The 25920-nt window shown below is 57.9% G+C and carries 24 protein-coding genes and 1 tRNA gene; 7 read left to right on the top strand and 18 right to left on the bottom strand.

Annotated features, from left to right (window positions below):
• Nucleotides 1-10: 10 nt before the first annotated feature.
• The 7 genes from GS614_RS00760 to GS614_RS00730 form a co-directional block, all read right to left on the bottom strand.
• Nucleotides 11-1231 carry an aminopeptidase P family protein gene (locus tag GS614_RS00760; protein ID WP_171725284.1) on the bottom strand — a complete coding sequence of 407 codons (1221 nt, stop codon included), beginning with the start codon at nucleotides 1229-1231 and terminating at the stop codon, nucleotides 11-13.
• 162 nt (nucleotides 1232-1393) lie between these two features.
• On the bottom strand, nucleotides 1394-2605 hold the full coding sequence (locus GS614_RS00755; protein WP_152457799.1) for an ABC transporter permease: 1212 nt from the start codon (nucleotides 2603-2605) through the stop codon (nucleotides 1394-1396).
• 5 nt (nucleotides 2606-2610) lie between these two features.
• Complete coding sequence (locus tag GS614_RS00750) at nucleotides 2611-3885, bottom strand: ABC transporter permease (RefSeq protein WP_152457798.1); 1275 nt, start codon at nucleotides 3883-3885, stop codon at nucleotides 2611-2613.
• A gap of 72 nt (nucleotides 3886-3957) precedes the next feature.
• Nucleotides 3958-5049 carry an extracellular solute-binding protein gene (locus GS614_RS00745; protein WP_152457797.1) on the bottom strand — a complete coding sequence of 364 codons (1092 nt, stop codon included), beginning with the start codon at nucleotides 5047-5049 and terminating at the stop codon, nucleotides 3958-3960.
• 103 nt (nucleotides 5050-5152) lie between these two features.
• Entirely contained in the window at nucleotides 5153-6253 is a 1101-nt protein-coding gene (locus tag GS614_RS00740) for a polyamine ABC transporter ATP-binding protein (protein ID WP_171725283.1), read from the bottom strand.
• A 137-nt stretch (nucleotides 6254-6390) separates the two neighbouring features.
• On the bottom strand, nucleotides 6391-7101 hold the full coding sequence (locus tag GS614_RS00735) for an aspartate/glutamate racemase family protein (protein ID WP_171328625.1): 711 nt from the start codon (nucleotides 7099-7101) through the stop codon (nucleotides 6391-6393).
• Nucleotides 7098-8243 carry a Xaa-Pro peptidase family protein gene (locus GS614_RS00730; RefSeq protein WP_171328627.1) on the bottom strand — a complete coding sequence of 382 codons (1146 nt, stop codon included), beginning with the start codon at nucleotides 8241-8243 and terminating at the stop codon, nucleotides 7098-7100. Before GS614_RS00730 ends, GS614_RS00735 begins: the two co-directional genes overlap by 4 nt.
• A gap of 194 nt (nucleotides 8244-8437) precedes the next feature.
• Between GS614_RS00730 and GS614_RS00725 the strand changes: the two genes are divergently transcribed.
• On the top strand, nucleotides 8438-9622 hold the full coding sequence (locus GS614_RS00725; protein WP_171328629.1) for a M24 family metallopeptidase: 1185 nt from the start codon (nucleotides 8438-8440) through the stop codon (nucleotides 9620-9622).
• Nucleotides 9623-9655: 33 nt separating this feature from the next.
• Here the strand turns inward: GS614_RS00725 and GS614_RS00720 are convergent, their stop codons facing one another.
• The gene (locus GS614_RS00720) at nucleotides 9656-10498 is read right to left on the bottom strand and encodes a LysR family transcriptional regulator (RefSeq protein ID WP_171725282.1); all 843 of its coding nucleotides are present in this window, start codon (nucleotides 10496-10498) and stop codon (nucleotides 9656-9658) included.
• A 106-nt stretch (nucleotides 10499-10604) separates the two neighbouring features.
• On the opposite strand from GS614_RS00720, the gene GS614_RS00715 reads away from it, so the two are divergent.
• Genes GS614_RS00715 through GS614_RS00695 form a run of 5 tightly spaced genes read left to right on the top strand, consistent with a single transcriptional unit; the run spans nucleotide 10605 to nucleotide 15404 of the window.
• Nucleotides 10605-11204 carry an amino acid synthesis family protein gene (locus GS614_RS00715; protein ID WP_171204647.1) on the top strand — a complete coding sequence of 200 codons (600 nt, stop codon included), beginning with the start codon at nucleotides 10605-10607 and terminating at the stop codon, nucleotides 11202-11204.
• Nucleotides 11176-11964, top strand: coding sequence for an alpha/beta fold hydrolase (locus tag GS614_RS00710; RefSeq protein WP_171725281.1), 789 nt, complete (start codon nucleotides 11176-11178; stop codon nucleotides 11962-11964). Before GS614_RS00715 ends, GS614_RS00710 begins: the two co-directional genes overlap by 29 nt.
• Entirely contained in the window at nucleotides 11961-12878 is a 918-nt protein-coding gene (locus tag GS614_RS00705) for a flavin reductase family protein (protein WP_171725280.1), read from the top strand. The genes GS614_RS00710 and GS614_RS00705 overlap by 4 nt, the downstream gene beginning before the upstream one ends.
• A gap of 3 nt (nucleotides 12879-12881) precedes the next feature.
• Nucleotides 12882-13916 (top strand): LLM class flavin-dependent oxidoreductase, encoded by a 1035-nt coding sequence (locus tag GS614_RS00700; RefSeq protein ID WP_171725279.1) that lies wholly within the window; start codon nucleotides 12882-12884, stop codon nucleotides 13914-13916.
• Between the two features lie 9 nt (nucleotides 13917-13925).
• Nucleotides 13926-15404 (top strand): aldehyde dehydrogenase, encoded by a 1479-nt coding sequence (locus GS614_RS00695; RefSeq protein WP_171725278.1) that lies wholly within the window; start codon nucleotides 13926-13928, stop codon nucleotides 15402-15404.
• 424 nt (nucleotides 15405-15828) lie between these two features.
• On the opposite strand, the gene GS614_RS00685 is transcribed toward GS614_RS00695, so the two are convergent.
• Genes GS614_RS00685 through GS614_RS00665 form a run of 5 tightly spaced genes read right to left on the bottom strand, consistent with a single transcriptional unit; the run spans nucleotide 15829 to nucleotide 19475 of the window.
• The gene (locus tag GS614_RS00685; protein WP_171725276.1) at nucleotides 15829-16617 is read right to left on the bottom strand and encodes an SDR family NAD(P)-dependent oxidoreductase; all 789 of its coding nucleotides are present in this window, start codon (nucleotides 16615-16617) and stop codon (nucleotides 15829-15831) included.
• Between the two features lie 22 nt (nucleotides 16618-16639).
• A complete protein-coding gene (locus GS614_RS00680) occupies nucleotides 16640-17608 on the bottom strand; it encodes an LLM class oxidoreductase (RefSeq protein WP_171725275.1) in 969 nt (322 codons plus the stop codon).
• A gap of 12 nt (nucleotides 17609-17620) precedes the next feature.
• Nucleotides 17621-18397 (bottom strand): CmcJ/NvfI family oxidoreductase, encoded by a 777-nt coding sequence (locus GS614_RS00675; RefSeq protein ID WP_171725274.1) that lies wholly within the window; start codon nucleotides 18395-18397, stop codon nucleotides 17621-17623.
• Between the two features lie 49 nt (nucleotides 18398-18446).
• Complete coding sequence (locus GS614_RS00670; protein ID WP_171725273.1) at nucleotides 18447-18749, bottom strand: DUF1330 domain-containing protein; 303 nt, start codon at nucleotides 18747-18749, stop codon at nucleotides 18447-18449.
• Between the two features lie 18 nt (nucleotides 18750-18767).
• Nucleotides 18768-19475 (bottom strand): NAD(P)H-dependent oxidoreductase, encoded by a 708-nt coding sequence (locus GS614_RS00665; protein ID WP_171725272.1) that lies wholly within the window; start codon nucleotides 19473-19475, stop codon nucleotides 18768-18770.
• 111 nt (nucleotides 19476-19586) lie between these two features.
• Here GS614_RS00665 and GS614_RS00660 point away from each other — a divergent pair, with 111 nt between their 5' ends.
• The gene (locus GS614_RS00660; protein ID WP_171725271.1) at nucleotides 19587-20516 is read left to right on the top strand and encodes a LysR family transcriptional regulator; all 930 of its coding nucleotides are present in this window, start codon (nucleotides 19587-19589) and stop codon (nucleotides 20514-20516) included.
• 52 nt (nucleotides 20517-20568) lie between these two features.
• Here GS614_RS00660 and GS614_RS00655 read toward each other — a convergent pair.
• The 5 genes from GS614_RS00655 to GS614_RS00635 form a co-directional block, all read right to left on the bottom strand.
• A tRNA-Ser gene (locus tag GS614_RS00655) sits at nucleotides 20569-20658 on the bottom strand.
• Nucleotides 20659-20792: 134 nt separating this feature from the next.
• Nucleotides 20793-23219: a DUF3772 domain-containing protein gene (locus tag GS614_RS00650; protein WP_171725270.1), complete on the bottom strand. Its 2427-nt coding sequence runs from the start codon at nucleotides 23217-23219 to the stop codon at nucleotides 20793-20795.
• Nucleotides 23219-24253: a cysteine synthase A gene (locus tag GS614_RS00645; RefSeq protein ID WP_171168440.1), complete on the bottom strand. Its 1035-nt coding sequence runs from the start codon at nucleotides 24251-24253 to the stop codon at nucleotides 23219-23221. The genes GS614_RS00650 and GS614_RS00645 overlap by 1 nt, the downstream gene beginning before the upstream one ends.
• Nucleotides 24254-24321: 68 nt before the next feature.
• On the bottom strand, nucleotides 24322-25437 hold the full coding sequence (locus tag GS614_RS00640; RefSeq protein ID WP_171725269.1) for an NUDIX domain-containing protein: 1116 nt from the start codon (nucleotides 25435-25437) through the stop codon (nucleotides 24322-24324).
• A gap of 27 nt (nucleotides 25438-25464) precedes the next feature.
• Nucleotides 25465-25905: a TrgA family protein gene (locus tag GS614_RS00635; protein ID WP_171725268.1), complete on the bottom strand. Its 441-nt coding sequence runs from the start codon at nucleotides 25903-25905 to the stop codon at nucleotides 25465-25467.
• Between the last annotated feature and the right edge of the window lie 15 nt (nucleotides 25906-25920).

The following is a 25920-nucleotide window of genomic DNA, read 5'->3' as shown; positions in this document are numbered from 1 at the left end:
ACCCAAAACCTCAGGCGTCGATAATGTTGTGTCCCGGCCCGTAGGGGAAGCCTGTGATGTTTTCGGCTTCGTCTTCGCCCACCACCAAAATATCGTGTTCCCTGTAACCGCCTGCACCGGGCTGGCCTTCGGGGATCCACAGCATCGGCTCGATCGAGACCACCATGCCGGGTTCCAGCACTGTGTCGATGTCTTCGCGGAGTTCCAGACCGGCTTCGCGACCATAGTAGTGGCTCAGAACACCAAACGAGTGCCCATAGCCGAAGGAACGATATTGAAGCAGGCCTTCGTCGGCAAAGAACCGGTTGATCTCGGCGGTGATACCGGAACATGTGGCACCGGGTTTGATCAGGCTCAGTCCAAGTTCATGCGCGGCCACATTGGCCTTCCACAGGCGCAGGCTGTCGGCATCCGGCTCACCTAGAAACAGGGTCCGCTCCAGGGCGGTGTAATAGCCCGAGATCATCGGAAAGGTGTTCAGCGACAGGATATCACCTTTTTGCAACGCGCGTTTGGTGACCGGGTTGTGCGCGCCGTCGGTGTTCAAACCCGATTGAAACCAAACCCATGTGTCGCGGTATTCGGCATCCGGATAGGCCCGCGCGATTTCCACTTCCATCGCGTCTCGACCAGCCATCGCGATTTCGATTTCGGTCGCGCCTTCGCGGATAGCGGCATGGATCGCAGCACCACCCACATCGGCCGTGCGCGCTCCACCCTTGATCAATTCGATCTCTTCAGCGGATTTGATCATCCGCGCGGCCATGGTGTCGGCCGCGATGTCAACCAACTCTGGCTCGTCCAGCATGTTCAGCGCCGTGTCGCGCGCCGCAAGCGTCATGTGGTCGCCTTCGATGCCGATCCGCTTTGCATTCCCGATCAGGCTCGCAACTGCCCACCAGTAGTTGTCGCGTTTCCAGTCCGTATAGATCACATTGTCTTCAACCGACCTGCGCCAGGGTTGCCCGGCATCAATATTGGCGGAAACGGTGGTGCAGTTGTCTTGGGTTACAACACAGCCATAAGGGCGCCCGAACGCACAGTACAGAAAGCCTGAATAATAGGCGATGTTCTGCATCGATGTCAGCAACACCACCGGGATATCCCGCTGGGCCATGATCGCGCGCAGCTTGCCAAGACGGCGGTCATATTCGGATTTGCTGAACGGCAACGGGGCCTTGTCGCCATTATGGCAGGTGAAGAACTGAGGGCGGTTAGAAATGTCAGTCATCCTTGGTCTCTCATCTATGCCGGGCGTGCATTTCCCGGCCACATGTCCCGGCGTTCAGGACAGGCGGTCTCGGGGTCCGAGAGCCGATCACCTCCGTAGTCGCCGCGACGCCATCGCAGCAGAGATGAACAGGTGAATCGTTAGATCAGACGGTTTGCTGCGTCAAGCGGGCGAAAGACCCCGCAGACGTTCTGACCGGCGCCGCAACAGTTCGACCGTCGTCAGCAAGGCAATGGACAGGACCACGAGGATTGTCGCAACCGCCAGAATGGTTGGACTGATCTGTTCCCGCAGGCCGGTGAACATCTGCCACGGCAATGTCTTTTGCGAGGCGGAGCCCACAAACAAGACCACGACCACTTCGTCGAACGATGTGATGAAGGCAAACAGGCCGCCCGAGATTACGCCCGGTAATATCAACGGCATTTGTATCTTGAAGAAGGTCCTAACGGGCCCTGCGCCCATATTGGCCGCCGCCCGTGTCAGAGATCGATCAAAGCCCACCAAGGTCGCCGTCACGGTGATGATCACAAAGGGAATACCCAGCACTGCGTGGGCCAGGATAACTTTCAGATAGCCTACGAAGTTCTTGTTCATGCCAAGTGTACCTTCGAGGAAACGTCCGATATCACTGTAGAAAAAGAACATACCCGTCGCCGAGATGATCAGCGGAACAATCATCGGCGAAATCAGAATTCCCATGATCGCACGGCGTCCGGGAACGTGAGACTGGCTGAGCCCGATCGCGGCCAGCGTTCCTAACGTTACCGAGATAACCGTCGCAATCGGCGCGATGATCAGCGAATTCTTGAAGCTGCGTTGCCATTCGTTGTTGGTGAAGAAATCTCGGTAATGCTTCAGCGAATAGCCTTCCGGATCAAGCCGCAGCATCTCGGGCGTGAAGGTAAAGAAGTCCTGCGCGTTGAAAGACAACGGCAACACCACCAGAATCGGCGTGATCAGAAAGACGAAGATCGCACCACAGATCACGCGAAACAGGTAGTGATAGAAAACCTGTTGTGCCGTGAGATACGGCAGCAGCTTGCGCCTATACCGCCCCTCGTACAACCAATAGATAAACCAGGCGAAAAACCAGCCGCCGAGCAGCCCCAATACACCGCCCATCAACCCGGCCACTAAAAAACCCACGACACCGAATCCGATGATATTGATCAAGCGTGCGAGGTTTTCGTTCTTCACGATATTTATGTAGACCCAGGCCAGCCCCGCGATCAGGACGGCTCCGCCCAGTATGCCCAGAAGGACCGAACCATTTCCGGCCCCGACAAAAATGCCGGCAAATGCCCCGGCAAGTGCGACACTGGGTAAAACCATGGACATGGGTTTGCGGGATATCGGTGTCAGTGCTGCCATCTTGATTATCCCAACTTCACGTTATCGATGCCCACGATCTTGTCGTAGACCCAGTAGAGCAACAGCACGACCGCCAGAAGGATCGTACCCAAGGCCGCAGCCAGCCCCCAGTTCAGTGAGGACGAGATGTGATAGGCAATCCGGTTCGAGATGAAGACGCCCTTGGTGCCGCCCACGATCTCGGGCGTGATGTAGTACCCAATCGCCAGAATGAACACGAGGATCGAACCGGCACCGATTCCGGGCACGGATTGCGGGAAGTAGATGCGCCAGAACGTCGTCCAGTTCGTTGCACCCATGGATTTGGCCGCACGCGTGTAAGACGGCGGAATGGTCTGCATCACCGAATACATTGGCAAGATCATGAACGGCAAAAGGATGTGTGTCATCGCGATGATGGTGCCGATCTGGTTGTTGATTATGATCAGGCGAGCGTCATCAGCGACCAGCCCCAACCAAACGAGGGTATCGTTAATAACCCCCTGTTGCTGCAACATGACCTTCCAGGCGGACGTTCGAACCAGAAGGGACGTCCAGAAGGGCAAAAGGACAAGTATCATCAACAGGTTCGATACCCGCATCGGAAGTGTCGCCAACAAATAACTGACAGGATAAGCAAGCAGGATACAAGCACCTGTTATTACGAGCGACATGAACAGAGTACGTCCAAAAAGCTTTATCAGGATCTGCTTGTCTTCGGGTTGGGCCTGTGCGCCTTCCGGGGTTCTGCGCATATCGACGGCATTCAGGAAGTAACCATTGGTAATCGCTGGTGAGTGGGTCTTGATCACTCGCCAGGTTTGCGGATCTCCCCATCCGTCATGAATCTCGATCAATTTTTCCTTGAACGGCCCATCCGTTTCAGGGTCCAGTTTTTTGATCTGGCGCCCGGACCTGCGGAACATCGAAGACATGCCAGTCTCTTCGTAGTTCAAACGCGAACCGAGCCTTGTGTGCTCTTTGTTGTCAATCGCAACAATCATGTCGCGGACAAAGGCCTCGTATACATCCTCACCCGGCAACTCACCTGACTGCTCGTCCCAGTTGTTCAGGGCTTCCACGGTCAAGGGAAGCGTGTCCGACACGATACTGTTTTCAACGGACCTGAACAGCATCGATGCAATGGGAACGATGAATGAAAACAGGACAAAGAGGAGAAGCGGAGCAACCAACAGCAACGCCCGGAGCTTTTGCCTGCGTAGCGACCGCGCCAGCGACTGCTTGAGCGGTGTTCCATCAGCGGCCAGCATAGGGCCCGCGTTTTGGGTGGCGTCGGTCATTGTTGCCCCTTGGCTTTTTTGGGGTCAGGGGCAGTTTCCCGCCCCTGACAGTGTCACCAATTCAAAACTGGATTATTGCGCCAGCCACGCCTGGAACTTGGCGTCGATGTCGTCACGGTAGTCCGCCCAGAACTCATAGTTGTACAGGAACGTGTTCTTGGCGTTTTCCGGATCGGTTGGCATATGGGGTGCCATATCGATACCCAGTTCGGCATGCTTACCCACCAGCGGAGCCGACGATGCACGGGCCGGGCCGTACGAGATGTACTTGGCCTGATCCGCCAGACGCTGGGTATCGGTCGCGAACATGATGTAGTCCAGCGCGCGCTTCTGACGCTCTTCGCTCAGACCGGCGGGAATGATCCAACCATCCAGATCGAACACCTGAGCGTCCCAAAGCATGGCGACCGGCTGCTTCTGCTCTTCGATTACGCTGAACAAACGGCCGTTATAGGTAGAACCCATGACAACCTCTCCATCGGCCAGCAGCTGCGGCGTGTCGGCACCCGCAGACCACCAGACAACGCTGTCTTTGATGGTGTCTAGCTTGGCCAGCGCCTGATCCTGACCTTCCGGAGTGGCCAGAACGTCATAGACATCTTCCTTCGCGACGCCATCGCACAAAAGGGCCCATTCCATATTGTTGATCGGGCGTTTTTCCAACGAGCGCTTGCCGGGGTAAGCTTCCAGATCGAACACAGCGCAGATATCGGTTGGGGGTGTATCGCCGACCAGGTCAGTACGGTAACCGAAGGTGGTTGAGTACACGATCTGCGGAATAAAGCAGTCGCTGACCAACAGGTCGCCGAAATCTTCGGAGGCAGGTGTGCCATCCGGCGCGGGGGCAAGCTGGGTGTCAAAGTCGATTTCCAGCGCAAGCCCTTCGTCACACAGACGAATTGCGTCTGCGGCCACAACATCGACCACGTCCCAGGTGATATTGCCGGCTTCGTTCATCGCGCGCAGTTTTGCAACCGCTTCGGCCGAGCTGTCATCATTCAGGATGGTGACACCTGTCTTTTCAGAATAGGGCTCGTGATACGCCTTCAGCTGCGATTTGGAATAAGCGCCGCCCCAGGAAACGATCGTCATCTCCTCGGCGAACGCACCGCCGGCAACCGCCCCAACTGCAGCTGCTGTCAACAATGTTTTGGTTTTCTTCATGAATTACTCCCAGTTCTTCCCGTTTATGTGTGTGGTCGACTGATGCACGGGTTTTCACCAGCCGGTCCCTCAGTGAGGTCGCGCTTGTTCCGCGCGACTTGGCCTATGCGTCGAGCGCACGACAATCCTGAGCCAGCCAGCCGATCTCGATCTCCTGACCTGGGGTCAGGCGGATTGCGTCTGGCGCGTTCCGTGTTTTGACGATGAATTCATCATTTCCTGCAACGGACATGCGGAAACGGAATACGTCACCCATGTAGATGAATTCTTTGACAGTCGCTTTCAGCAAATGAGCATCGGCGTGCAAGCGATCCTTGTTGAATTCCACCCGCTCAGGTCGGATTGACACCTTTGTCCTTTCGCCCGGATTGCGAACATTGATCGGAACCGCGTCAATTTCAGAGCCATCATCGAGTTGGACAAGGCATGTGTCGCCATCAATCGATTTGATGACACCTTCCAAGGTGTTGTTTTCCCCGATGAATTGGGCAACAAAGCTGTTTTCTGGTTCTTCATAAAGCTGATCAGGCGGTGCAAGCTGCTGAATACGGCCGTCGTCGAACACAGCGACACGATCCGACATAGTCAACGCTTCTGTCTGGTCATGCGTCACATAGACCGTGGTAATTCCAAGCTCATGCGCAAGACGCGTGATTTCAAACTGCATATGCTCGCGCAGCTGTTTGTCCAGTGCGCCCAGGGGTTCATCCATCAACACCAGTTCGGGTTCGAAAACCAAGGCGCGCGCCAAGGCTATTCGCTGTTGTTGACCGCCAGACAACTGAGCCGGACGTCGCCCACCAAACGCACCCATCTGAACCATGTCCAGGGCCCGCTGAACCTTTTCATCCCGTTCAGACTTGCCCAATTTGCGGACTTCCAAGGGGAATGAAAGGTTTTCGGCCACCGTCATATGCGGAAACAGGGCGTAGTTCTGGAAGACCATGCCAATCCCACGCTTGTGTGGAGGGATATTGTTGATGGGCTTCCCGTCAAGAAGGATTTCGCCATGTGTAGCGGTTTCGAATCCGGCAAGCATCATAAGGCAGGTTGTCTTTCCAGACCCGGACGGCCCGAGCATGGTCAGGAATTCGCCTTTGGGCATTGCAAGGTTGAGATCTTTAACAACGAGATTCTCGCCATCATAAGATTTTTGTACGCGTTGGAATTCAACAAACGCGGCATCAGTATTTGTGTCGGTCACAAGACCCCCTGTTGCGTCAAATGATTATCCGAGAGTTGCGGATTTCATTGATCTGTAGTCAGCAGTTAAGACCATGCAGTAGGCACTTGGCAACATTAGATGACGCTTTTGCGAATATTCATATCATATTTGCTGTTTCAATCAGCAAGATTGAGGCGACCCATATGCCATGCAAGACTTTGATTGCTTGAAAGAACAGGCTTACCAATCCGTTTGCGAATCTCAGGGATTGCTTCAATGGTCCGAAGGTTGGTGCAGCTAATGAATACCGCTTCTACCGACGGATCAGATCCCAATTCTGTCGCAGCTTCGATCACGGACTGCACCGAAATCCGAGCAACCTTTGCCTCTTCGGCCTGCCCGAATGTCCCGAAAACATCCATGGTTATTCCGTTTTCCGAAAACGCGGCACGCAGCGGTGCGTTGACCTCTTCGATGTAAGGCGACAGCAGCGCAAACCTGGACACGCCAAGATCCGCGGCGCAGGCCGTGGCAGCGCGCAAAGGGTTCGTAACCTCTTTTGTTTTGCACGACTGTTTGACAAGTTCCTCCACACGTTCTGAACCAATGACGGAACTTGCGGACGTGCAGCCATAACCCACCACCCGGAAAGGACGCGCGCTGGGCAGCAATCCCGCCGCCGCCGGCAGGGCCTCTTCCATCTCGGCCAGGCTTTCCGGTGTCACTTCAATGCCGCTGGGTATCCGTGTTACATACAACGGGCTTTTCCGGCCCGAGAAAATCGTGCTGAACTCCGGCTCAATCGTCTCGTCGACTTGAAGAACAATCAATCCAAGCGGCGGGGCTTGCGGGTCGTCCTCGTCAAGCGTGTAAGGCACGTAGGTCATAGCTGGATCATCTCCGGCCCGATACGCGGGCTGATAAAGCGCGGAACATCGTCTGTTACGACGATGTTTTCTTCGTGAACCAAGATCTTGCCACCAACGGCAATGCCCGGCTCCAAGGTCAGCACCATGCCTGGCTCAAGAACTGTCTGGTCCGTCGGGATGAGCGACGGCCATTCGGTCAGCGACATTCCCAACCCGTGCCCCAACCGACCGGCATCTGTGCTTTCGGATGCCTTGGTCAGCACGGTGTTCATGGCATGAAACAGCTCTGCTGCGGTGGCGCCGGGGCGGGCAATCTCGAAAGCAGCATCCGACGCCTCAATCAGCCTAGCGTAAGCAGATTTCACGTCCGGATTTGCTGGGCCGACCGACCAGTTGCGGTCGAAGTCACTGAAATAGCCATCCCAGACCAAGCCGGTATCAAGCATCAGTACATCGCCATCCTCCAAGGGGGACGAAGACGCCGGCGATATTACGTCAGAGTAACCGCCCTGCTCTGCCCCACCTGCGAGATACGGCACCCAGTCGGCACCCTCTTCCAGACAGAGTATCTGGAAACCGCGAAATACTTCATCCAAAGGCACGCCTGCCCGAGCAATCTCGGGAACTCGGGCGAAGGCCCGACCGGCTATGGCGCATGCGGTTTCGATCTTGGCGATTTCCGCCTCGGATTTGACTATGCGAAGTTGGCGCAAAATACCGTGATCTCCGGTGATGTGGCGCGAACCGAGCCTGTTTCGCAGGCGTTCAATATCCGACACGGGCATACGCGCGTGCGTCTCGTGACCATCGGGCATTCCAATACGGCCTTTGAGGGGTGTCAATTCCGTCAGGGCATCCGTCAAAAGCGAGACGCCGTCATCCTGAAGGTCGGGTGAGCTCCACGTTCGGATGTCGTCGATCCAGGTTTGCCCCATCAACGAGGCGCCGATCGAGGGGATAACCGCAACCGGTTTACCGGCCACAGGCAGGATCAGGAACCACGGGCGGGTCGGGCTTTCCCAGAATCTGGTCAGGTATCCGGTAAAGTAACGCACGTCGGTTTCCGTGGTCAGCAGCAGCGCCGACAGGCCAGCGGCATTCATCATCACCTGTGCGCGTTCGGTGCGCGCTGAGAATTCTGCTGGCTCGAACCCTCTCATCCGGCGGCCTCAGAGGTAGAGCGCCGCACGCAGCCTGAACCGTTGAAACGACACCGCTTGAATGGCCCGGTGCTATGGCCCGTTCGGTGTAGATTGATATCGGCTTTCATGCAGCCCCCCGAATTTTCGTTCGTTGACGTGAGCGGATCGGTAGGGTTCTGTCAACCAAAGTCTTTTGTTGACCGGAGGCGCCAATGACCCACCCTGATCCAGCCTTCAGCCGGGCGGAATATGATCGCCGTCTTGCCAAGACCCGAAAGGCGATGGCCGCAAATGGAATTGACTGCCTTTTTGTCGAAGACCCCTCGAACATCGGATGGCTCACCGGTTATGAGGGCTGGTCTTTTTACGTTCACCAAGGTGCCTTGATCTTTCTTGACGCGGACCCGATCTGGTGGGGGCGCCGGCAGGATGCAAACGGTGCGCTGCGCACGGTGTGGATGGGGGACGATCGGGTTTTCGGATACGCGGATCACTTCGTGCAGTCGACCACACGGCATCCAATGCAGGATCTGGCCAAACTTATTGCGGACTGCGGACACGGCCAAAGCCGAATTGGGGTGGAACTGGACAATTATTACTACTCGGCCAAAGCCCATATTACTCTGACAACGGAACTGCCCGGGGCAACCCTGATCGATGCAACGGCCTTGGTCAACTGGCAACGGGTCGTGAAATCCGACGAAGAAATCGCCCTGATGCGCAAGGCGGCCCGGATTTCAGAGTTTGTAACTGACGGCGTGCTTGAGCGCGTTGAACCTGGCCTGCGCAAGAACGAGCTAGTCGCACAGATTTACCATGACGCAATCACGGGCGTCGGTGATGACTGGGGGGATTACGCAGCCATCGTCCCACTTTTGCCGTCCGGCTCAGACGCCGCCGCGCCGCATCTGACCTGGAATGGAGATGTGTTCAAATCGGGCGAATGCACCTTCTTCGAGCTCTCTGGCTGCTATCGCCGATATCATGCTCCGTTCTGCCGGTCGGTATTTCTGGGTCAACCGCCTGATTATCTCAAAAGGGCCGAGGCGGCCTTGGTTGAAGGGTTGGAAGCGGGTCTGGAGGCTGCGCGCCCCGGCAATCGCGCGAAGGATATCGCCAAAGCGCTGGCGGCGCCTCTCGAACGTGCGGGGATCGAACGCGGTGCTCGCTGTGGCTATCCTGTCGGCCTCAGCTATCCTCCGGACTGGGGCGAACGCACGATCTCGCTGCGGGACGAAGACAATACGATCCTCGAAGCAGGCATGACATTTCACTTCATGCCCGGGCTCTGGATGGATGATTGGGGGCTTGCGATCACCGAAACCATCCTGATCAAGGAAAACGGTCCTGCAGAGTGTCTGTGCAAACGACCACGCAAAGTATTCGTCAAGCCCTGAGTGGTGCACGAACGATCCTAGACCCGCGCCTGATCAAACACTTATCTGTTCAAGCAACCAGTCCCGAAACAATGCGGCCGCCGGATTGCTGGCATCGGCGGAAAGATAATACCCTTCGTTGCAGTCGACAGTGCTGTCATGTGCGCTTTCGACAAGACCGGTTATCATCGCATGTTTCGCCAGGAACTCGCTGATCAGGGCAACACCGCTGCCATGAACCGCCAATTGAAGCGCCATGCCGAACGTATCGACGAAAACGGCAGGCTGCCGCTGTACGCCCTGCTTGTCGAACCACGTCTTCCATCCGCTTGAAGTGCCGACTGCCTCTATCAATGGAAGGTCAAACGGATCCCCTGCAAGCGTCGGCGCCTTAAGAGCGACAAGCCTGTCCGGCCACAAACGTTCGGCCCCCCTGCCCACTTGTTTTTCCGATCCGAACCTGACCTGAACGTCAGCTTGCGACGCGTGAAAATCGTCAGGCCAGATTGCGCTGAGCAGCCGCACGCTGATCTCTGGATTGCGGGTGGTGAAGTCCGCGAGGTTTGGGGCGATGACCCATTGCGCGACGCTGACAGATGTGGCCACTGTCAGGACATCTCCTGGTGCGCTTGCGTCGGCCCTTCCGGCGGCGGCGGCAAGCGCCTCAAGCGCACTGCCGACTTCGGGCAGCAGTTTCCGCCCTGCATCCGTCAGGGCCAAACTGCGCGGATGCCTTATGAAAAGCGCTGTCCCCAGACGCATTTCAAGGGATTTCACCTGCTGACTGACGGCCGATTGGGTCAGGCCGATTTCCTCGGCCGCCGCGGTAAAACTCAGGGTCCGGGCCGCCGCCTCGAATGATCGGAACCAGGTCAGGGGCGGAAGTAATTTTGCCATTGATCAAGTTAGCCATTAATCTTTTTAATGCGAAAGCACATAATTCAATCATTTGTCAAAAACCACACCCGTTTCTACTTTCTCCCAGCGCGACAGGAGAGGTGTGATGAAGCCGGAAATACGCAAGATTGTTACCTACGACGAGGAAGTTCTTGTCGAGGGATTTCGCCCTGCGGAAATCCCATGGCGCATGTTCGCCGTGGCCGCAGTAATCACCAATCCCTGGGCGGGTCGATATGTCGAAGACCTCAAACCGGAAATCCACGCATATGGCCCCTTACTGGGAAAGATGATGACGGACCGCATGATCGCGTTGGCCGGCAGTGGCGACGCAATCGAAGCCTATGGCAAGGCAGCCGTCGTCGGGCTGAATGGCGAGGTCGAGCACGCCTCAGGCATTATTCACACCCTTCGGTTCGGCAACCACTACCGGCAGGCTGTCAGCGCGAAATCCTATCTGGCTTTCACGAACACGCGCGGCCCCGCAAATGCGCCGATCATGGTGCCATTGATGGACAAAAACGATGCCGGGCGGCGGTCTCACTACCTGACCGTTCAATTCTCGATCCCGGACGCACCGCGCGACGACGAAATTGTGGTGGTACTGGGGGCGGCAACATCGGGCAGACCGCATCACCGTATCGGCGACCGGTATCAGGATCTCAAGGATTTGGGTCATGACGTGGACAACCCGGCCGCGGTCTGAAATCGGCGGGCTGGCCGCCATCCAGACAGGCTCAGGTCCGGACATCCTGTTGCTGCACGGGGTCGGCCTGCGGGCCGAAGCCTGGGGCGCGCAGTTGGACGGGTTGGCCTCGGAAGCGCGCCTGACGGCACCGGACATGCCCGGTCACGGCGAAAGCCCGCTGAGGTTTTTCGGTACGGAACTGTCGGAATACAGTGATGCAGCACAGAACGTGCTGGGCAATCTGAACGGTCCGGCCCTTGTTGTCGGCCACTCGATGGGCGCGATGATCGCGTTGGACCTTGCCACCAAGGCGCCCGACCGGATTTGCGGCGTCGTGGCAATGAATGCCGTTTTTGAACGCAGCGCAAAGGCCGCGCTGGCGGTTCAGAAACGTGCGGCGGGACTGGATGGGGAAACACCGGTTGACCCAACCAGCACGCTGCGCCGGTGGTTTGGTGACATCGGTTCGCCTGAACGTGATGCCTGCTGCGAATGGCTTACGGCCATGGATCCGACTGCTTACAAGCTGGCCTATACGGTTTTTGCCCAAGGCCAAATTCTGCGGCGCGACGCGTTGAGGAAACTTCGCTGCCCCGCGCTGTTCATAACCGGCAGTCAGGAGCCGAACTCCACGCCAGACATGTCGCGTAAAATGGCCGAAGTCACCCCGAACGGCCGCGCGCTGATCATCGATGGGGCGGCCCATATGATGCCGATGACACATGCAAGTCAGGTCAACGCCGCCATTTCCAGCTTTCAAAGCGAGGTGCAATCATGACCGAACTTGACCCCCGCGACCTCCGGCGGGCATTCGGCAAATTCATGACCGGCGTGACCGTCGTTACCACGCGCAGCGCCTCTGGCATGGCCCTGGGCTTCACGGCAAATTCCTTCACTTCGGTCTCGCTCGACCCGCCGCTGTTGATCGTCTGCCCCGGCAAGAACTTGTCTTCATACGGCGAATTCTCGACCTGCACCCATTTCACGGTGAGTGTTCTGGCCGAGGGGCAAGAGGATGTGTCCAACACCTTCGCCGGCTTCAAAGGTGATCGGTTCGCCAAAATCGACCATGACCTCGACGCGCGAGAGATCCCGATGATCAACGGTGCGGTCGCGACATTTTTCTGCCGGACCCATCGGGTGATCGAGGCAGGAGACCATTGCGTTCTGATCGGACAGGTCGAAACCTATTCCCACAACGACCGCCCGGCGCTGGGCTACGCGAACGGGCAGTATTTCAGCCTTGGCCTGGAACGCGGCGCACTTGAACCGACGGGGCGCAGGACCGTCTGTGGCGCAATCATCGAACACGAAGGCCGTGTGCTGCTTGAGAAAACGGATGCCGGTTTCAGGCCGCCGCAGGTCACATTGTCCGACCGTCGACAGTTGCGCGACAGCCTTTGGCAGGATCTGCATGATCGTGGCATCGACGCACGTCTCGGCGTGGTCTACTCGGTCTATGACGATGCCACAGCGCATCATGTCTACATATTGGGAAATGCGCCGGAACTTCCCAAACATGGCAAGCTTGAGGCCGTCGCGATTGAAGACCTGGCGGCCCTTACCTACTCGACGACGCCAATCACCACCATGATTTCTCGTTTCGCGCTGGAAAGCCGAACCCGCGACTTCTCACTGTATCTGGGCAGTGCGCAGCAAGGCGACGTGCACAGCTTTTCTGAAAGGACCTGATGGATGGAGTTTTCCCTTTTTGCACACATGGAACGGCTGAGCCCCGATCAACCCCATGAGAAACTGTATGAAGAATTCATCGCGCTGTGTAAAATGGCCGATGAGGCGGGAATGCGTGCCGTCTGGACCGGCGAGCACCACGGGATGGACTTTACGATCGCGCCCAACCCCTTGATGTCTTTGGTAGATATCGCACATCACACCAAGAATGTGCGGCTTGGCACGGGTACAGTTGTTGCACCGTTCTGGCATCCGATCAAACTGGCGGGCGAAACGGCTGCGGCGGACCTGATGACAGGCGGCCGTATCGAGCTGGGCATCGCCCGCGGCGCCTATTCGTATGAATATGAACGGATGATGCCGGGAATGGATGCCTGGGACGCTGGCCAGCGCATGCGGGAAATCGCGCCGCTTTTGCCCCGGCTGTGGGAGGGTGACTGTGACCATGATGGAGAGTATTTTAAATTCCCTGCTACCACCTCGGCCCCCAAACCGGTGCAACCCGGCGGGCCACCGATTTGGATCGCAGCGCGGGATCCGAACAGTCATGAATTCGGTGTGCAGAACGGCTTTAACATTCAGGTCACACCGCTCTGGCAGGGCATGCATGAGATTGAAACGCTAATGGGCCGCTTTGAAGATGCATGCGCAAACCATGAGGGGCCGCGCCCCAAGATCATGCTGCTGCATCACACTTACGTTGGCAGCGACGATGATGATCTGGGTAAGGCCGCTCGGGATTTGTCGCGCTTCTACAACTACTTCGGGGCCTGGTTTCAAAACAAGCGGCCAGTCCGGCAGGGCTTGATCCAGACGTTGACGGATGAAGAGATGGCGGCCAACACGATGATGGCTCCGGAAAACCTGGCGCGCGATCTGACTGTCGGAACCCCGGATGGGGTCACGGAACGTCTGAAACGATACGAAGATCTGGGCTATGATGAGTATTCGTTTTGGATAGACAGCGGTATGAGTTTCGAACGCAAACGCGCATCGCTGGCCCGTTTCATCGACGACGTCATGCCAAAGTTTCAGTAAGGATCGATGATGCATCAGAAACCACATTTCCAGCTTTATATCGACGGCGCGTGGACCGAAGGGGCACGCGGGCAAGTGATGCATTCGCAAAACCCGGCGACGGGCCAAGACTGGTCCAGTTTCGCCTGCGCCGCACCCGAAGACGTTGACCGCGCCGTGTCCGCCGCGCGTCGGTCACTTGATGATCCCGCGTGGCGCGACATGACGCAAACCGCACGCGGCAAATTGTTGTTCAAACTTGCCGAACTGATCGAGGAAAACGCCGGACACCTGGGCCAGCTTGAGACCACAGACAGCGGAAAGCTACTTGCCGAAACCGCAAGCCAAACAGCCTATGTCGGTGACTATTATCGATATTATGCAGGGCTCGCGGACAAGATCGAAGGGGCGGTTCTGCCGATCGACAAACCGGACATGCACGTCTTCACCAAACGCGAACCGATTGGCGTGGTGGTCGCAATCGTCCCCTGGAACGCACAGATGTTCCTGACCGCGACCAAGCTTGGCCCCGCGATAGCAGCAGGCTGTTCGGTCGTGCTGAAGGCCTCTGAAATTGCGCCCGCTCCGATGCTGGAGTTCGCACGGCTGATCGATGAAGCCGGCTTTCCGCCCGGTGTCGTCTCTGTCATAACGGGGGATGCCGAAAACTGCGCCATCCCGCTTACCCGGCACCCGGACGTGGACCGGATCGCATTCACCGGCGGCCCGGAAACAGCGCGCCATGTCGTGCGCAATTCGGCTGAGAACTTTGCGGTGACCACTTTGGAACTGGGCGGGAAATCCCCGATCATCGTCTTTGAGGATGCCAATCTGGATGGCGCCGCCAATGGTTTGATTGCGGGAAATTTCGGCGCCTCGGGTCAAAGCTGCGTGGCCGGCTCGCGCGGGTTGATACATCGCCCGGTACTGGAAGCGCTTGTTGACAAGATCGAAGAGAAGATGAAGGGCGTCGCAATCGGCGACCCATTGGAAACGGCCACCCATATTGGCCCGCTCTGCACCGCAGCTCAGGTGGAAAGAATTCAGGCGACTTTGGCGAAAGCCACAGAACAAGGCGCACGCACCCGCTTCGGGGGAAAACCTCTGGACCGGCCGGGCAACTTCATGGCCCCTACGCTGGTGGAATGCACGAGCCCAGAGACCGAGACGCTGAAGGTCGAAATGTTCGGCCCCGTGATGTCTCTGCTGCCATTCGATACGGAAGAGGAAGCGATCACATTGGCCAACGACTCGCAGTTCGGGCTTGGGTCCGGCGTTTTCACTGAAAATGTCGCCCGCGCCCATCGGGTTTCATCCCGCCTGAAATCGGGAATTTGTTGGATCAACACATACCGCGCAGTGTCCCCGATTGCTCCGTTTGGTGGCTACAATCAATCCGGCTATGGTAGGGAAGCCGGGATCGAGGCAATTCACGATTACACAAGGACCAAAACCGTCTGGCTGAATACGTCGGAACAGCCAATGTCGAACCCATTCGTCATGCGGTGACAAGATCTTGTAGCATTGTTTTGTCAAAGGCGCCGGACTTTAGCGTTTAGAGTCACCTACAAAGCCTTCTTGCAACTGTTCCAACCAAATAGCTGCGTCTTCAAATCTCGTGCACGCAATAAAGTCCGAGTTTTGAGCCAGCATCTTTTCACCAATCTCGTCCTCAGAGTTTTGCGGGCGAACGAGGGAATTTCTGCAAAGAGATAATAATATCTGGTGCCCATCAGATGTAGTGACGAAGGCGGTGGGTCTGGTGTCGAAAACCTGCTCCGGTAATCCCAACTGCGCGCATCGCAGGTCCCAGACGCCCACCTGCCACTTTGGCTTGCCGGAGGCATGGCCACTGAGGTCGAAGCACTGTGCCTGGCCCAAGCGGGACCGAACACCTCAAAGCCGGCGCAAGAGCAACGGGCATATCGCGGATCTAAACTCCGCCGCCGGTCAACGCCGCGATAGCATCCTTGACCCGCGCCGCGTGATCGCGGTCGGCCGCCGCCGAGTGTGGATCAGCAAAATGCCCGCTGTCATTGTCGAAATACAGCCCCGAGGCATCGGCAAATTCGTCCGACAGCGCGGCCCGTCGCAGGATATCAGCGCCGATCGCCAAGTCATTGCCGGCCATTCCAAAACCCTCTCGGACCATCTTTGAGGCCAGAAGAGAGCCAGGGTTGACTGCGACGAAGACTGGGCCTTTTGGGTGCGCGCGCGCCATTTCCCGTGACCAGATCGTGAGCGCCAGCTTGCTTTGCGCATAGGCCTCCATGTCACTCAATTGCCGCTTACCGTGCATCGCATCCACATCCACCGGCGCCTGCGCGGCCGATGAAAGGTTCACCACGCGCCCTTCGGCTGGGATGATCGGCAACAACCGTCGGGTCAGCACATGGGGCGTCAGAGCGTTTACCACGAACCGAACATCCATCCCGTCGGCCCGGTGCGGGTGCGGAGTCTTGTAGACACCGGCATTGTTGATCAGAACGTCCAGCCGGTCGTGCCGGGCGCGCACGGCGTCAGCAAGCGCGGCGGCTTCGTCCAGATCGGAAAGATCGGCGCGGAAGGTCTCGGGGTTGCCGCCAACCGTCTGCGCGGCGGCCTTCAGCTTGTCAGAGCTGCGTCCGTGCAGCAGCACGCGGTGGCCTTCGGCCGCCAGTGTCTTGGCGGTCAACAGGCCGATGCCGTCGGTCGCGCCGGTGATCAGTATAGTCTTGGGCATTGAGGCCTCCTTGGGGATGAAATCAGTCGTGAAACTCGGGCAGAACCTCGTCGGCCAGCCGGTGCAGGGTGGGTTCGATCCCGGCCACGTTAAAGCGCAGGTTCAGTGCCACGTGGTTGATGCCCAAATCGCGGATCTCGTGCAGGTAGCGGCGCAGGTAATCGGTGCCGGCACTGAACCCAAGATGGATCGGGCGCGGCGGAGCGTCGGCTTGGTCCACCAGATTAACATAGAGCGACTGCATCACTGGTTTGTCGGGCAAGCCGGCCTGTGCCACGCGCGCTCGATAGTCGGCCACAACGCGGGACTGCGCCGCCGCACCACGCGGATAGGTCATCCAGCCGTCACCGTGGCGCGCCACCCACTCTGGCGTCTGCTGGCTGCCACCGGTGATAAGCAGCGGCAGGCGCCCGGCGGCAGGCTTAGGCAACATGTCGATACCGCCCGAGAGGTCGCCCTGCGGGTTGTCCAGTCGCGGGTAATCCTGCGCCATGGCGCGGATATAGGCGAGGCTGTCACGGAAGCGCGCCCCGCGATCAGAGAAATCCTTGTTCAGCGCCGGGTATTCCTCGGGACGATCCCCCGAGGCCACACCCAGAAGCAGCCGCCCGCCCGACAGCTGGTCGGCCGAGGCTGCCGCCTTGGCCACATGGGCCGGGTGCCGTAATGGCAGCACGATCGAAGCCACGCCAAGCGCGATGTCGCGCGTCGCAACACCCAGCGCGCCGAGATAGACGAAAGGATCGAAAACCTGCCCCGCATCGCCAAACGAGGGCACGTTGAAGGGCACGTCTCGCAGCCAAAGCGCGGCAAAGCCCAGTTCGTCGGCCAGCACGGCACGCTCCAGATGGCGCGTCATAGTAGGTACCGGATCGTTGCGATTTGCCTCAAGCGGGACCACTAGCCCAATGCTCAGCCTGCCAGGGCGGAACACCGCGTTGAACGCGCGGTTGAGCGGCGCGAAGTTTGGCGTGTTGGATTTGTCCAGCATTTTCTGCCTTTCTCAGAACCGCACCAGCGCCCGGCTTTCCAGGCTTTTGCGGATGGTTTGCCGATCGGGATCTTCGGCAAGATCAATCGCGCTGTGGCCCACCGTTGGACGGCCGCGATTGTCGTAGATGTTGAACCAGACGATCTCGTCCGGCGTCATGCGCGACAGATACACCCAATCATGACGCGGATTGGCCGCCAGACCGAGGATACGACCGCGCCGGTCGGGATAGATCAGGTCGATGTCGATCCAGTCCGCGTCGTCCACGGTTGCAGGGCGCACAAAACCCAGCGGGGCGGTGTTGATCGGGTTTTCCACCGGCCGCCACAGGTTAACGAAGGCGTAATGCCCCGCCGCCCAATCGTGCGCCCGCTCGGGCCCGAGGATGTCCACCAGCCGCTGGTGCGCACCTTGCGGGCTCAGGTCGCTGTGCACGTTGCGCGCGGGGCGGCGGTTGGCTGCCGGGTCGTCAATGCGCAATGTGTGGTCGAAGAACAGCACCTCGCGCGCGCCGATCCGGTCGCACAGCAGCTCGGCCAGTTCGCGATCGTAGACCTCCTGCCAGCCGGGGCATTCGAAATTGGTCACCCGCGTCGGTGCCACACCAAATTCGAACCCATCAGAGACAAAGCTGGCCCCTGCCCGCCCGGCACGCAGATCGGTCAGCGCCACCTCGGTCGCGGCCAGTTCGGGCGAGACCAGATTGCCAGCGATGCTGTCCGCGTCCAGCACGAATGCCTGCGGCGCGGGCTTGTGAACATGGTAATTGACGGTTCCGGTCCGGGTCATGAACGCCTCCTTGGGGGTGCCGGCCCGGCATACCGGGCCAGTGCTGCATTCAGGCGAGGTCGTCCTGCCCCGCGATCAGGTAGTGATGGCTGACCGAGCCCTTGGTGCGGGCGGCCAGGTGCGGTGCATAGGCCGGGTCCGCCATGAAGGCGCGGGCCGCCTCTTCCGAAGGCCACTCGATGATGATCCTCAGCCCGGCGGGCTGATCCTCGCCTTCCATCTGCGCGTGGGTCGCGGTACGCGCAAGAAACTTGCCACCATGTGCCGCCACGCGTTCGTTGGCGGTGGGCAGGTAGCCGGGGATCCAGTCCTCGGCGGTGGGGGTGACGTCCAGAACGGAATAATAGGTCATCGTGTATCTCCTTCGGGGTCAGAACCAAGCGACGGTGTCTTGCATCGTGCGGCGGGTCTTGGGGAATTCAGGATCTTTCGCGCGATGACCAAAGGCGAACATCACCGCCGGTTTCCATTTCGCGGTATCGACGCCGAAATGTTCGGCCAGCGTCTGCGTCGTCCGCTCCATGTCGAAGCCCTCGATCGGGCAACTGTCGATCCCCATCAGCGCACCGGCGGTCATCATGTTGGCCAGCACGATATAGGCCTGCTTGCCCGACCAGTCGGTGATCTCGCGGTCAGAGGTGATCTTGTGATCCTCGGCCTGGAACTTGCCGTATGCGCCGTTGAAGATCTCGATCACTTCCTCGGGCAGCTGCTTCACTTGCCGGTAGTGGTCTTGCAGATAATCCGATCCGGCGCGCATCAGTTCGCCCGTCGCCGCAAGGATGATGCCGAAATGGCTGGCGGTGCCAAGCTGGCCGGTCGACCCGTTCATCATCCCATTGGCACCCCATGAAAACTCGCGGAACAGCTCGCGCTTGTCGGGCGACTGGATCATCAGGATGCGGAAGGGCTCGTGCCCGAACGAAGTGGGCGAAAGGCGTGCAGCCTCTAGGATCGTCTCGAAGTCAGCGTCGCTCACCTTGCGTTCAGGGTCGAAGATCTTGGTGGCATGGCGAGAATTGAAGGCCTCAATGATCTGCGCGTTGAAATCGGTCTTCACCTCGGTGATCGCGTTCATTTTATGTCTCCGTTGGGGTGTGTGTCGGTGTGCACCTCACTTATCACTTGCAAGAACGAGAAAAAGGTGGTGAAAAATAAGTACAGTTTTCGTATTTAGGATATAATCAATTTGGAAACCGACAGCCTGCGCCTGTTCGTCATGGCGGCCGAACGGCTCAATATCAGCGCCGCCGGGCGCGAGCTTGGCCTTGCACCGGCGGTCTCGAGTGCCAGGCTGGCCAAGCTTGAGAACGAACTTGGCGTCGAGCTTTTGCACCGCACCACGCGCAAGGTGTCGTTGTCATTGGAAGGGTCGGAGTTTCTGCCTTATGCGCGTGAAATTCTCGCCCAGACGGATGCAGCGCGCGCTGCCCTCGGAGGCACGGATACCGGCCCCACAGGCACCTTGCGTTTCGCGGCCCCCAGCAGTTTTGCCCAGTTGCACATCATGCCGCTGTTGCCCGAGTTTCATCAACGCTATCCCGACCTGACGCTGGACCTACGACTGTCGGACAAGCCCTTCGACGCCATCGAGGGCAGTTTCGACCTAGCCCTGCGCAACGCGCCGCTGGCCGATAGCAGCCTCAAGGGGCGCAAACTTTCAGATGACATCCGCCTGCTCTGCGCTGCGCCGGAATATCTCAAGCAGCACGGAGTGCCTTCGAAACCTGAGGATCTGACGGCGCATCGCTTCATCGCGTGGGCCAATCTCGACCGGCGCGAACTGGTAGATCCTGCTGGTCAGAAGGCGGTCCTGAACCCGCGCGCGATGATCAGCCGAACCATCGTCGATGATGGCACCGCGCAACGCGAGGCAACGCTTGCCGGAGCGGGGCTTTCGATCAACTCACTCTGGAGCGTGGCCCATGAACTGCGCTCCGGGCGGCTCAGGCAGGTATTGCCTGACTGGCGGCTGAATGATCATGCAGGGCTGTGGCTGATCTATCCGCGCTCGAACGTGCTGACGCCCAAGACACGAATCTTCATGGATTTTCTCGTCGAAAAACTCGGCGGCAGGTCAGGCACCGGCTGGGTCGAAGCGCAGCAGGACAGCTTGTAATCGTGCATCGCGTTCGCGGACAGGTGCAGTTCAAGTTTCGCAATGGTGATGGTGGCGGAGAGACAGGGATTCGAACCCTGGAGACGGTTTCCCGCCTACACACTTTCCAGGCGTGCGCCTTCGACCACTCGGCCACCTCTCCGTGCCGGCGATATTTGGACGAATGCCGTCGGATTTGCAAGGCCCCAATTCGACGAATTCAGGGGAATAGCGCAATTTAATCAATGCACCCACCGACGGGTGATCACAGGTCAACACGTGCTGCGATCTGGCCCCTCAGATCTCATCACCGGCATCCGGGTCCATATCCGCCTCGGTCAAATCCGCCGGAGCCTCTGCAACTTTGCGTGGCTTATCCTGCACAGGTGCGGAAGGCTCCTGCTTGCTCGGGTCAGATGCCCGCAGGGTTTCGGGATTTCGCAGCCAGACATCACGTTGTGCGAACGGAATCTCGATCCCTGCTTCCGAGAATCTACGGTTGATTTCATGGTTCATGTCAGATTTCACCGACAAAACCCAATTCACATCCCGCAGGATCGCCCGTATTTCAAAGTCTAAGGAATCTGCTCCGAACCCCTGGAACACGACGCTTGGTGCCGGGTTGGCCAAAACCATCGGATGGCTGTTGGCGATTTCGCCCAGAATGGTTTCTACCAGACGCGTATCAGTTCCGTATGCAACACCCACCGGAACGATCACCCGCCCGATCGTATTGCCGCGGGTATAGTTCGTTACGACACCGCTGATCAGGTCAGAGTTTGGAACGATGACATCCGTCCTGTCGAACGTCTCGACCCGGGTCGAACGAACGGAAATGTCCTTAACATATCCCATCATGCCGTTAACATCGATCCAATCCCCCTTGGAAATCGGACGCTCGACCAAAAGGATGATGCCAGAAACGAAGTTCGACACGATTGTCTGCAAACCAAAGCCGATGCCAACAGACAGCGCGCCAGCGACGATCGCCAGCGATGACAGATCAAAACCGGCCACCATGATTGCCACCAACGCGGCAAGGAATATGCCAACGTATCCCGAACCAGCGACAATCGCGTTTTGGCCACCCGGATCTATGTTGGTTTTCGGCAAAAGCGAATTGCGCAGCCCGCTTTGCAACAGACGCGTCAGCGTATAACCGATTGCAAACACGGCAACAAAGGTCAGAAAATTGCTGGGCGAAATTGTGACACCACCGATATCAAAACCAAGCAGCAGGCGCGACCATGCTTCCAGCAGATCGGTTTCCCGCGCACCCCAATAGATCGCCAGAATGGGAAGCGCCAAGATGGCCAATGCAAACCCGACCAGCACGGAAAAAAGCGAATCCCCTGCGGCTTCGCCCTGCCCGGTGACCCAACCGTAAATCTGACTGATGAACCGTTGCAGGATGACCAAGGCCCCGATCAGCACCAATGTCTTGACGGCAGGAAACACGATTGCTTCGGCCGCATTGGTGTATCCGAAAATAGCCAGCAAGGGAGACATGATCCCCAAAAGGAGCAAAGCCCGGCGCAGGAACTCGACCAGTTGGCTGAAACCCGCGGAACGGGTCGAGGCAGCTTGATCCGGAGGCCCGTCAGTTGTTCGAATCTGACGTACTCGCAACAACAACAAAGCCGTCGCGACAATGACCGGGAAACTGACTACGGCGCGAGTCGCGTCGGAAATGTTTTCGATCCGTTCGAACAAAAACGCCAATTCGTGCAAAACCAGCATCAGGGCAAGCAGATCGATATACACGCGCAGTTCAGTGATGCGCGCAGCGGACAGACGTTTGAACCCTTGCGACGCGCCGATCACGTATACCTGGCGACCAATCCAGTCATAGAAAAACACGATCGCTGCCCAATACGGAACATTCTGAAGCAAAAGGCTGCCCCGCAGACCCGGAACGCCTGTGAGACTGATCGCCGTGACCACGGCCACCACACCGATCCATGGCAACAGAATTCGCAATAGTGAGATTACGAACGACCAAACCCCCGTCCCGGCCCCGCCGAGTAACCTCAGGTAGTCGCCTCCGAGTTCAGACCACCGTTTGCCAAAGATCAGCAGCACTGCTGAAATGACGAGAAGTATGAAGATTGCGAGCCCACGTGCACGGATTTGCTCGCGCACGACATCTGAACGCAAATTCGTGATCGTTTCGTTTACCAGGCCTTGAACGGCCTCTTTGACATCCACCCATGCCGGACCCCAATACGCCGGGTTGATCGGCGACGGGCCCTGTTCAAAGAACTCTTTTTTCTGGCGCGCGCGAAGGATCTGATCAATTTCGCTGATCAGCCCGTTCGCACGGCTATACGCCTCTTCGGATATGATGCGCGGAACACGCAGGCTGTTGAGCTGTTCTTCAAGATGCACCCGAAGATTTGCTATGTCTTCAGGTTCAGTCGTGTCCCCTTCGGGTTTGGGCCCCAACGCTTTTATCTGGCTTTCCAGCGTCGTTATACGGTCGGTATTTGCACCACGAGCTCGATTGAAGTCGTCCCTGTAACCATTTATTTCAGAACGTAAATTCTCCAGCGCAGCGTCAGATGCCCGGTTCGCCTCGATGACGGCTTCGGCCCGGCTCGCGGTTTTGACCCAGCCTTGGTAATACTCACTTTGACGATCCGTCAGCTGTGCAACAGCGCTATTCGAAAACCCGACAAAGCACAGGAATAGCAGGGTCAGAAACAGGCGGACCTGTCCAAGCATCACACGTCCTCAAAAACGCCGGGAATGCTGCGCGGTGCCTCGGTCATCCAATCCGGAACCGGAAGCTCTTTTTCACGCAGGAACTCGGGGTTGAACAGCTTTGATTGATAGCGTGTGCCATAATCGCACAGGATGGTCACAATGGTATGGCCGGGCCCCATTTCCTTGGCCATGCGCACCGCCCCTGCCATGTTGATCGCGGTCGAGCCGCCCATGACCAGGCCTTCGTCACGCAGAAGATCAAAGATGTAGGGCAGCGCTTCGTTATCGGTGATCTGATAAGAAAAATCCGGCGTGAACCCCTCAAGGTTTTTGGTGATACGCACCTGCCCGATACCTTCGGCGATTGACCCACCTTCCATCGCGATCTCGCCTGTTGTGTAATACGAATACAGGCCAGCCCCCATGGGATCTGCAAGACCGATCTTGACGCCCTTGGGTTGCAAAACTTCGGCAACGCCTGCCAATGTCCCACCCGACCCGACCGCGCTGACGAACCCGTCAACTTCGCCGTCTGTCTGGTCCCAGATCTCGGGGCCTGTGGTTTCCACATGTGCCTGACGATTCGCCACATTGTCGAACTGGTTGGCCCAGATTGCGCCATTGGGTTCTGTCTGCGCCAATTCCTCGGCCAGACGGCGGGAATAGTGCACGAAATTGTTGGGGTTGCGATACGGGGCCGCGGGTACCTGAACCAACTGTGCGCCCGCCAGACGCAGCATATCCTTCTTTTCTTCCGATTGGGTCTCGGGGATAACGATAACCGTTTTGAACCCCATCGACGCACCGACCAAAGCCAGACCAATACCGGTGTTGCCGGCGGTGCCTTCCACGATGGTGCCGCCCGGTTTCAGATCCCCGCGTGCGATGGCATCTTTGATGATAAAAAGAGCAGCACGATCCTTTACCGACTGTCCCGGGTTCATGAACTCGGCTTTGCCAAGAATCTCGCATCCGGTCTCTTCGCTGATGCGGCGCAGCCGGATCAACGGTGTTTTTCCTACTGCGTCAGCAAGATCTCGTGCAATGCGCATGGTCGCCTCTTGTCATTTGGTATCTTCGAAGATTTACAGGCGCACTGCCGGGACCACAAGCGCGATAGTCACGCGCGCAAACGATCCCGATGGCGGGCCAGCCAGTAAGCCAGAGACACCAGCTGCAAATCCTTGAAAAGATGACGGTCTGTCATATCGATGAATTCGTCGAACGGCAGAATCCGACTGCGAATATCTTCGCCTTCTGTGTCCAGGCCACCGGTGATGGTTGTCTGGGTCAAGTTGCCAAGCCCGACATAGAGATACATGAAACCCGTCGACGACCCGCTGGAGGAATACGCCCCGCCCGCATATTCCAGCCTGTCAAATCGAACTCCGGCTTCTTCCATGGCTTCGCGATGTGCCGTCTGTTCCGGCGTTTCGCCGGGGTCGATCATCCCGGCAACCGCTTCCCAAAGCCAGGGCTCTGGATCGTCGATCAAAAACACCGGCGGTCTGAACTGCTCGACCAGAAGCACGGTGTCGCGGATCGGGTCATATGGCAGAACGGACACCGCGCTGCCCTGCATCAAACCGCCCCGGTGCAGCACGGGACCCATGCTGCCGTCATGCTGCCGGTGTTGAAGATCTATTTCCTCCATCCCAAAATAGTCGACGTAAACGCGTTCGTGCCGGTGGACGATCACGTCTTCGGCTATGTTCCGCGGATCGCCGGTTCGTCGTTGCTTGGCCATGATCTTTGCCCAGGCGCGGGTTTGAATGGCGCGGACGCTGCGCGCCATGGTTTTGGGATCGACTTTGCCGAAATAGGCCATTTCTTCTTCGGCAGCGAGCGCCGTAACCTCGCCCAATTTGTCTGCCCAGCCCTGCAACGACCACAACTCACCGGGTTGCCACGCGCCCGGGGTCGGAAAAAAGACCTGCGCCTGTGCTTCGCCCCCGTCCTCCAGAATGACATTCAACGATTTCAGGTCATAGTCGAAGGATCCTTCGTAATAAGCCAGTCTGGCCAGATCATCGGAGGACAGGCCCTGCACCAGCAGACCTTTGGCAGCGGCACCCTTGGCGGGCAGGATCATCGGGAAATCTTGCCCCTGGACCGCGTGAACCGCGTGATCGCACAGCTTGGCAGCGTGAAACGTTATTTCGCTCAGCGGACGGCCCAGGACACGCTGCAACAACGGCAGATACCGCAACGTTCCATAGAAGAACAAATCAGACAAATTCAATCTCTCTTGTGACGAAACGGTTCAGCGCCATTTGCGGCTGGCCTGTTCCGTGGCCAGACCGGCGACAACGGCGCCAATTGCGAGTGCAACCAGAATTTCGGGATAGATAAGCTGCTTACCATAATCGATACCAATCGAAAAAATGGCCATCACAGCTTCGAACGGGCCGCCATATCGATTGCGCATCGCAAGGTCGAACATGCGGTAGCATCCCTGCACAAACAGCGCCCAGAAAACCAGCGAAGCAACGCCGGTCAGGCCGTTGTTTATGCCCGCTGTCCAACCACGCCCAGCGCGCTTGCCCATGATTTTCCAACCACAGACCGCACCAAGAGCCATATTCACATAGGTGAAGTAACCATAGTCCTTACCCTCTTCGCCGTTTTCGATAACCATGCTTGAAACAAGAAAGGCCAGCACGACGAGACAAACAGCGGCGACGAGACGCGAGGCAGTGGGCATGTGACGGTCCGTGAG

Source organism: Ruegeria sp. HKCCD6604 (assembly GCF_013110635.1).
Taxonomy (GTDB): Bacteria; Pseudomonadota; Alphaproteobacteria; order Rhodobacterales; family Rhodobacteraceae; genus Ruegeria.
The sequence above is the reverse complement of the archived record's forward strand: the minus strand, read 5'-3'. Positions and strand labels throughout refer to the sequence as shown.

What these genes read in the sequence shown, in the direction of transcription:
- GS614_RS00730 (WP_171328627.1), bottom strand. Translation starts at nt 8,243, where the DNA reads ATGAGAGGGTTCGAGCCAGCAGAATTCTCAGCGCGCACCGAACGCGCA.
- GS614_RS00755 (WP_152457799.1), bottom strand. Translation starts at nt 2,605, where the DNA reads ATGGCAGCACTGACACCGATATCCCGCAAACCCATGTCCATGGTTTTA.
- GS614_RS00715 (WP_171204647.1), top strand. Translation starts at nt 10,605, where the DNA reads ATGAAGCCGGAAATACGCAAGATTGTTACCTACGACGAGGAAGTTCTT.
- GS614_RS00720 (WP_171725282.1), bottom strand. Translation starts at nt 10,498, where the DNA reads ATGGCAAAATTACTTCCGCCCCTGACCTGGTTCCGATCATTCGAGGCG.
- GS614_RS00745 (WP_152457797.1), bottom strand. Translation starts at nt 5,049, where the DNA reads ATGAAGAAAACCAAAACATTGTTGACAGCAGCTGCAGTTGGGGCGGTT.
- GS614_RS00705 (WP_171725280.1), top strand. Translation starts at nt 11,961, where the DNA reads ATGACCGAACTTGACCCCCGCGACCTCCGGCGGGCATTCGGCAAATTC.
- GS614_RS00750 (WP_152457798.1), bottom strand. Translation starts at nt 3,885, where the DNA reads ATGACCGACGCCACCCAAAACGCGGGCCCTATGCTGGCCGCTGATGGA.
- GS614_RS00645 (WP_171168440.1), bottom strand. Translation starts at nt 24,253, where the DNA reads ATGCGCATTGCACGAGATCTTGCTGACGCAGTAGGAAAAACACCGTTG.
- GS614_RS00650 (WP_171725270.1), bottom strand. Translation starts at nt 23,219, where the DNA reads ATGCTTGGACAGGTCCGCCTGTTTCTGACCCTGCTATTCCTGTGCTTT.
- GS614_RS00675 (WP_171725274.1), bottom strand. Translation starts at nt 18,397, where the DNA reads ATGACCCGGACCGGAACCGTCAATTACCATGTTCACAAGCCCGCGCCG.
- GS614_RS00700 (WP_171725279.1), top strand. Translation starts at nt 12,882, where the DNA reads ATGGAGTTTTCCCTTTTTGCACACATGGAACGGCTGAGCCCCGATCAA.
- GS614_RS00725 (WP_171328629.1), top strand. Translation starts at nt 8,438, where the DNA reads ATGACCCACCCTGATCCAGCCTTCAGCCGGGCGGAATATGATCGCCGT.
- GS614_RS00760 (WP_171725284.1), bottom strand. Translation starts at nt 1,231, where the DNA reads ATGACTGACATTTCTAACCGCCCTCAGTTCTTCACCTGCCATAATGGC.
- GS614_RS00685 (WP_171725276.1), bottom strand. Translation starts at nt 16,617, where the DNA reads ATGCCCAAGACTATACTGATCACCGGCGCGACCGACGGCATCGGCCTG.
- GS614_RS00670 (WP_171725273.1), bottom strand. Translation starts at nt 18,749, where the DNA reads ATGACCTATTATTCCGTTCTGGACGTCACCCCCACCGCCGAGGACTGG.
- GS614_RS00635 (WP_171725268.1), bottom strand. Translation starts at nt 25,905, where the DNA reads ATGCCCACTGCCTCGCGTCTCGTCGCCGCTGTTTGTCTCGTCGTGCTG.
- GS614_RS00680 (WP_171725275.1), bottom strand. Translation starts at nt 17,608, where the DNA reads ATGCTGGACAAATCCAACACGCCAAACTTCGCGCCGCTCAACCGCGCG.
- GS614_RS00735 (WP_171328625.1), bottom strand. Translation starts at nt 7,101, where the DNA reads ATGACCTACGTGCCTTACACGCTTGACGAGGACGACCCGCAAGCCCCG.
- GS614_RS00710 (WP_171725281.1), top strand. Translation starts at nt 11,176, where the DNA reads ATGACGTGGACAACCCGGCCGCGGTCTGAAATCGGCGGGCTGGCCGCC.
- GS614_RS00695 (WP_171725278.1), top strand. Translation starts at nt 13,926, where the DNA reads ATGCATCAGAAACCACATTTCCAGCTTTATATCGACGGCGCGTGGACC.
- GS614_RS00665 (WP_171725272.1), bottom strand. Translation starts at nt 19,475, where the DNA reads ATGAACGCGATCACCGAGGTGAAGACCGATTTCAACGCGCAGATCATT.